This is a genomic window from Bifidobacterium santillanense, assembly GCF_018555385.1.
GTDB lineage: Bacteria > Actinomycetota > Actinomycetes > Actinomycetales > Bifidobacteriaceae > Bifidobacterium > Bifidobacterium santillanense.
Genome location: NZ_JAFEJS010000003.1, coordinates 221,112 through 227,417, shown reverse-complemented (window position 1 = coordinate 227,417; position 6,306 = coordinate 221,112). Strand labels below are relative to the sequence as shown.

Here is a 6,306-nt window from a genome sequence, read left to right as displayed (position 1 = left end):
GACCCCCACTCCTACGCCTACCCCCAACCCGACTCCGACGCTGCCTGGAAAGCAGGTCACGCCGGGCGCGTACTGCAAGAAGGCCGAGGCCGGTCAGTTGGGCACGGCGTACGGCAAGATCTACGTCTGCTCGTACAAGCCCGGTAACAAGATTCCCCACTGGTATCCGCGCGACTAGTCATACTGCAGATATGAAAAGGCGCTCACCAAATCTGGTAAGCGCCTTTTCAGTGCCTGACTGCCGTCAGGGAATCAGATCACTTCTTGACGGCGTAGGCCTTGAAGGCAACGCCTTCGTCGTTCCATCCGGCCTTGACCGCGGCGTTGACCTCGGCCTTGGACAGGGTGAGGACGTGCTCGCCGGAGTTGCGGTTGTAGATGCGGAACACGCTGTCCGGGGCGTCGTCGGTCACGTACCAGGCGATCTTCTCGTACTTCCATCCGGCCTTGACGAGGTTGTTCTTCTCCTTCTCGCTCAGGGTGTAGTGGTGGGAGCCATCGTTCTGGTTGTACAGACGGTAGACGGGCTTGGCCTTCTCGTCGTTCGTGGTCTGGAACTGCTCGCCTTCGCCGGTCCATCCGGCACGCACCAGAGCGGAGTACTCGTCGTAGCTGGTGGTGTACAGGTGGGAGCCGCCGCGGGTCTCGTTGGGGTTGAACGCACGGTAGACGGCCACGCGGCCTTCCGGCACGTCAGGCTTGGACGGCGTGGTCGGCGTCTGGCCGCCCTCGCCGAGCGTGACGGTGACGGTCTTGCCGGACTGGCGGCCGGTGACGGTCAGCTTGTAGCCCTGCTTCGCGTTCTTCAGCGCGATCTCGGTGGTGCCGGCGGTCTGGACGCGCACGCCGGAGAGCGGCGTGGTGGAGGCGGACTTGTCGACGACCTTGCCGCTGGCGTCGGTCAGCTGGTAGGCGAGGACCGCATCGCCGTTGAAGCCGGTGGCCTTGGCGGTGTAGGCGCCGTCCTTGCCCTCGACGCTCACCTGGGCGCCGTCGGACAGCTGCTTCTGAGCCTCGGTGCTGGTGGCCAGGCCCAGCGCGTTGCCGATGGTGTAGAAGTTGTCGGTCTGGTCGGTCAGGCCGTCGACGCGGGAGGCGTTCGGGCCGGAGGCGGCGATGCGCAGCTGGGTGCCGGTGTGGCTCATGTTGCCCTGGGCCTTGCTCGGGTCAGCCTTGCCCTCGACGTCGTCGCTGGTGTCCTTGCCGTTGCCGTACAGGTCGTCCTCGGAGGTGCCGTAGGAGATGACGGTCTTGGAGCCGTCACGGTTCTTGAGCACGGTGCTCAGCGCGTAGATCGGCTGGGACTCGACGATCTGGGAGGTGTGGGCGTGGTCGGCGGTGACGATGACGAGCGTGTTGCTCAGGTCGACCTTGGCGAGGGCCGCGGAGATGGCCTTGTCGAGGTCGTCGGTCTCGCCGATCTGGCCGCAGGCGTTGCCGTTGTGGTCCTGCTTGTCGATCGAGGCGCCCTCGACCTGCAGGAAGTAGCCGTTCTGCTGACCGTTCTTGTTGTTCTGCAGCAGGTCGATCGCCTTGTTGGTGAAGTCGGCGAGCGACGCGCCGCTGTTGCCGAGCCACTTGGGGTTGACGGTGCAGGTGGTCGGGTTCTCGTCCTTCTTCGGGTCCTGCTTGGTGGCGACGGACGGGTTGAACTCGGTCGGCAGGTTGCCGTCGCCGAGCAGGGCGAGGACCGGCTTGGTCTGGTCGGCGGCGGACAGGCTCTTGAAGCCGTTCACGTCACCGGACTTGACGGTCTGGAATCCACGGGCCGCGGCCTGATCCCACAGGGTCTTGCCGTCGAGACCGAACTGGTTGAAGTACTTGGCGCCGCCGCCGATGGTCACGTCGGCGCGGGTGTCGAGCAGCTGCTCGGAGATGGAGCCGATGCCGCCGTTGACCTTGAGCTGGTCGGCGAGGCAGTTCTTGGCCTGGTTGCCGTCGGAGGCGTCGACCTTGCCGTCCTTGTTGGTGTCGGTCTTGCCGTCCCACTTGCCCTGCGGGCCGTAGCAGGCGCGCTCGGAGGAGTGCGATTCGAGGACGGCCGGGGTGGCGTCCTGGATCTCGGCGGTGGTCACGTTGCCCGTGGCCTTGCCGGCGGCCTTGGCGAGCTCGATGAGGTTGAGCTGCGGGTTGCCCTTGACGTCGATGTCGACGGCGTTGTTGTAGGTCTTCGTGCCGGTGGCCCAGCCGGAGCCGGACGCGGAGGAGTCGGTGACCGGGGTGAGCACGCCCGCGGTCTTGGAGCCGGCGAGGGTGCCGTCGGCCTTCTTCGCGAGCAGGCCGTCGTTGGAGTTGGCGCCCAGCGAGAAGGTGGTGTACTGGCCGACGCCGGTCTCGACGCCCTGCGTGGGCTGGCCGAGGCGGTCGATGCCCTCGAACCTGCCGTTGAGGCCGTGCAGGTAGTTGCGCGCCACGGTAATCTCGGAATCGCCCATGCCGTCGCCGATGAACAGGATCACGTTCTTCGCGGTCTTGGAGCCGACCGCGGCGATGCGCTGCGCGCCGCCGTGGACGGACAGCGCCGCCACATCCTTGCCTTCCGCGGCGTTCGCCGTGCCCGCGACACCCGCGAGCGTGGCGACCGCGGCCAGAGCGGCCACCGCCGCCTTCAGGCCATTGTGCTTCCCCATAATTGTCCTTTCGTACTCCCGATTGCAGTACGGGACTCACGTTAACGTTCACACGCGTACGCCGGGCGACGGCTGTGGGGTGGCTGGGGGATATTTGGGTGAATTCTTGGAACCAATCGGGAGACGCATCAACGACGAGTGGGCGTTCCGCGGAGCATCGGCTCGGCGGAACGCCCACTCGGAATGGCCGGTGAAGAGGCCTACCGGAACATCACTTGATGACGTTCCAGGCGATGTCCTCGCTCTTCCAGCCGTGGGCGACGTCGAACTTGACCTCGGCCTCCCTGACGGTGTAGAAGTGCTCGCCCGAGTTCGGGTTGTAGACGCGGTACAGCGGCACCTTGGCATCGTCGGACACGTGGAAGCCGATGCCCTCGTCGTGCCAGCCGGCCCTGACCGCATGATCGAACTCGGTCTTGCTCAGCGTGTAGAAGTGCGAGCCGTCGTTCGGGTTGTACGCGCGGTAGACGGGCTTGCCGGACTCGACCGTGACGAACGCCACGCCCTCGTCCTTCCAGCCGAGGGAGACCAGATGCTTGATCTCGGCCTTGCTGGAGGTGTAGTGGTGTGATCCGGCGCGGGTCTCGTTCGGGTTGAACAGGCGGTACACGGTCACCTCCTTGACGGCCTTGACCAGCTTGGCATGCGCGTTGTCGAGCTCGGCGTACAGGTCGTTGAGGTTCTCCTGCTTGGCGAGCAGCGCGACGGCGGACGTCCTGTCCGTGGAGTTCAGCGCGTCCTGCTGTATGCCGCTGAGCTTCTGGGCGAACGCGGCGAGCGCGGTCTTGTACGCGGCGAGCGACTCCTTGGTGTACGTGGCGGGGTCGGTGAGCTCTCCACGGCCCTTCTGCAGGGACTCGTCGACGATCGGGTCGCCCCATTCGTCGTAGAGCCTGCCGGCGGTCGTCTCGGCCGAATCGGCTTCGCCCACGGTGACGGGCGTCCATCCCTGCGACTTGCCCTGGTTGTCGGTCAACAGGATCCTGTGCTCGCCGTCGGCGACGGTCTTGGGGATGTAGACGTCCACGTAGTACTGCTTGGCGGAATCGGTCGCCTTGTCGTCCTTCTGAACGCCGAGGTAGGGGGCGCCGGTCGGGCTGGTGAGTCTGGTCGGGGTCGAGTAGATGTATCCGTACCAGACGCACGGATCCACGCCCGATTCGAGCTGCGCCTTGCAGGTGGCGGACAGATCCTTGAGGTACAGGCGGTACACGGAGTCCCGCTTCGCGTTGCCGTCCTGCGGGGTCACGCCGTTCTTGGACGAGCCGAGCAGCTCCTGCTCGCTGGGGGTCTTGGGTTCGGCGATGGTGGTGAAGCCGGGCACGCTGGCGGCGTTCAGTCCTGCCGCGCCATGGTCCTCTTCGCCGGAGAGGCTGTTGTTCGTGCCGTCCGTGTACTCCACGCGTGCGCCGACGGACAGCTGGTGGATGTCCGTCCTCACCGTCTGCCCGGCCTTGTCCTTGTTGTCGAACACCCAGGACATCACTGTGTCCCAATCACTGTAGTGCCAGTCCGTCTCCACGTTGCGGTTGCCGTAGAAATGGTTCGGTTCGAGCCCGACCAGCGTCATGTCGAACGTGCCGCTGGTGGGGCGCTTGTCGGTGTCCCACGCGTCCTGGTAGAAACGCGTCCAGCGGTGACCGGTCACGTCGACGCTGATGTCGCCGTTGTATGCGTAGTTCCAGGTGCGTTCGCCGTACATCCTCTCGTAGTCCGACTGGGTGACGTCGGGGTCGAGGATGCCGGTGCAGTCCGCGTCCCATGGGAAGCCGGCGGAGGCGATGTCCAGCTGCTCGTTCTTGGGGTTGTTGAACCTGATGGAGGTGATGTCGTACAGGTACGCGACGGGGCAGATCGACTTGATCTGGTCCCTATACGCCGGATCGACCGTGTAGCTGACCTTCAGACCGGCGGTGTGGGCGCCCACGTCCTCAATCTGCACGCCGGTAATCTTGACGGCTTCGTATTTGGAGGTCTCATCGGCGTTGGCCACGGACGCGCCGGCGAACATCGTGCCGACCGCGACCAGCAGCGCCGCTATCTTTCCCAATCTTCTCATCTCTTCGGAACCCCTTTCGTTCCATCACGGGCGGAACCCGTATCCGCCCAGTAAGGCGAACGCTACTCCTGAATGGTTTCGGGCTCGCCTCCGCGGCGGAAATGCGAAACGTAATCATGTGATGAAGACCGATGCGCCGCCGCGCGCATCACCGCTATGATGAGGGCTGTCTTGTACGCCAACGTAGGGGGTTTGCAGCATGCGGCGGCAACGGATCGAACGGTTCGCGGTGCATAATCTCGCACCGGTGCTGGTGTTCCTCGTGCTCGCCATGCTGCAGGGCACGTACTACATGCATGCCGTGGGCCCTCTGACCATGCCCGACCCCGACCTGCACGCGACCACCTCCTACGCGGTGGCGACCGGACAGGTGTTCAATCCGACGGTCACGAAGACCGACGAGCACGGCAACCCGGTCAAGGTCCAGCCGCTCGTCGGCGACTCGCGCTATCTGGAGAACGAGAACTTCAGGAACGTGCTGGTCTCCTCGTTGCTCGACGAGCCGTTCACCAAGGACAAGCATGATGCGCTTCAGCAGGGCGCGAACCGGGAAACGCCACGGACCGTCACCATCCCCAACGCCCATATGCGCAACCGGTCGAACCAGTACGTGCCAATCGCGTATCTGCCCCAAGGCATAGGGCTTGCGATAGGCATGCATACCGGGCATTCCCCGTACGACAGCTGGCAGATGGGGCGCCAGGCCAATCTCGTCATGTTCCTGATGCTGTTCTCGCTGGCGATCATGCTCGCGCCGCGCGGCAAGTTCCTGCTCGTGCTGATTGGCGTGATCCCCCAGACGGCGTTCATCTCGTCCAGTCTCATGGCGGATGCGTCGTACATCGGCATCAGCGCGTGCTTCGTCGCGTTGGTGCTGCGTTTCGCGGATCGCGGCAGCCGGTTGTCCCTCATCGAGTTCGCCGGGTTGACGGCGTCCGCCGTGCTGCTGTTCTCCTGCAAGGGGGTGTATGCGGCGGAGGCGCTTCTGGCGCTGGCACTGCCCGCCGCCGTGCTGTCCTGGAGGCGCAAGGGGGTGTTCGCTGCGCTGGTCGCGGTGTTGGCCGCGGTGCCGTATCTGGTTTGGCACGCCCGGTTCGGCGGCATGCTGGCCAGAGTGAACGTCGGGGACAATATCGCGTTCATGACGCGTTACCCGATTCGCGTGCTCAAGATCATCCTATGGAACATCTGCCAGCTGCCGCAGACCATTCCCGATCTTCCGGGCGTCGGAGCGCTCGCCGTGGCGGCGGTGGTCGGCGGATGGATATTGGCCACCGCCAACGCCGGTCGGACGAATCCTCCGGATGATCTGGCGGGATGGTGGCGATCGTATCGGTATGCCGCGATTGCGGTCATCGTCGCCGTGGCGGTGCTGACGGCGATCTACGCGTCCCTGATGGCGACGTGGATGGACATGCCCGATCTGCCGCTCACAGGCGAGGTCGAAGGATTCCAGGGACGGTATCTGCTACCCCTCGCGCCGCTGCTGCTGTGTTCCGTTGTCGTCGGCGGACGGCGGAATGAGACGGATGACGCCGCTTGAATTCGGCGCGAACGGCTACACTGTCGTGAGACGGCGGTTATGGCCGTCCGAGAAGAGGGAAGAGATTGGGAAAC

At 64.8% G+C, this 6,306-nt stretch carries 3 protein-coding genes; 1 reads left to right on the top strand and 2 read right to left on the bottom strand.

Translation table 11 applies throughout. From position 1 onward, the window contains the following. Positions 1–257 precede the first annotated feature (257 nt). Both phoA and JS528_RS04925 read right to left on the bottom strand, forming a co-directional pair. Positions 258–2,630, bottom strand: a complete 2,373-nt coding sequence (gene phoA, locus JS528_RS04930) for an alkaline phosphatase (protein WP_214357965.1) — start codon at positions 2,628–2,630, stop codon at positions 258–260. Between the two features lie 211 nt (positions 2,631–2,841). After that, positions 2,842–4,689 carry a hypothetical protein gene (locus JS528_RS04925; protein WP_214357964.1) on the bottom strand — a complete coding sequence of 616 codons (1,848 nt, stop codon included), beginning with the start codon at positions 4,687–4,689 and terminating at the stop codon, positions 2,842–2,844. A gap of 199 nt (positions 4,690–4,888) precedes the next feature. Between JS528_RS04925 and JS528_RS04920 the strand changes: the two genes are divergently transcribed. Continuing rightward, the gene (locus tag JS528_RS04920) at positions 4,889–6,232 is read left to right on the top strand and encodes a DUF2142 domain-containing protein (protein WP_214357963.1); all 1,344 of its coding nucleotides are present in this window, start codon (positions 4,889–4,891) and stop codon (positions 6,230–6,232) included. The last annotated feature ends 74 nt before the right edge of the window (positions 6,233–6,306 follow it).